A 235-nucleotide genomic window follows, 5' to 3' on the forward strand; every position below is an offset into this window, starting at 1 on the left:
TTGTACCCGCTTGCACGATCGGCAATACGGGTACAGCTCGAGGCGTACGTGAATGGGGTTGCCTCCGCATACCCGTTGTTTTCCGCCACGAAGACGACCGGCAGCTTCCAGATGGCGGCCAGGTTCAGGCCTTCATGGAAGGTTCCCTGATTGTTGGCTCCGTCGCCGAAGAAACACACGCTGACCGCGCCGCTCTTTTTCACCTTGGCCGTCAGCGCCGCGCCGCAGGCGAGCG

1 protein-coding gene is annotated in these 235 nt (G+C 62.1%); it reads right to left on the bottom strand.

Features of this window, described 5'->3' with window-relative positions:
- Positions 1-235 (bottom strand): thiamine pyrophosphate-dependent enzyme (locus LD028_RS09445; protein WP_237811667.1); only part of this gene is annotated, 235 nt, incomplete at both ends.

This window comes from Anoxybacillus sp. LAT27, assembly GCF_022030075.1.
Classification (GTDB): Bacteria; Bacillota; Bacilli; order Bacillales; family Anoxybacillaceae; genus Anoxybacillus; species Anoxybacillus kestanbolensis.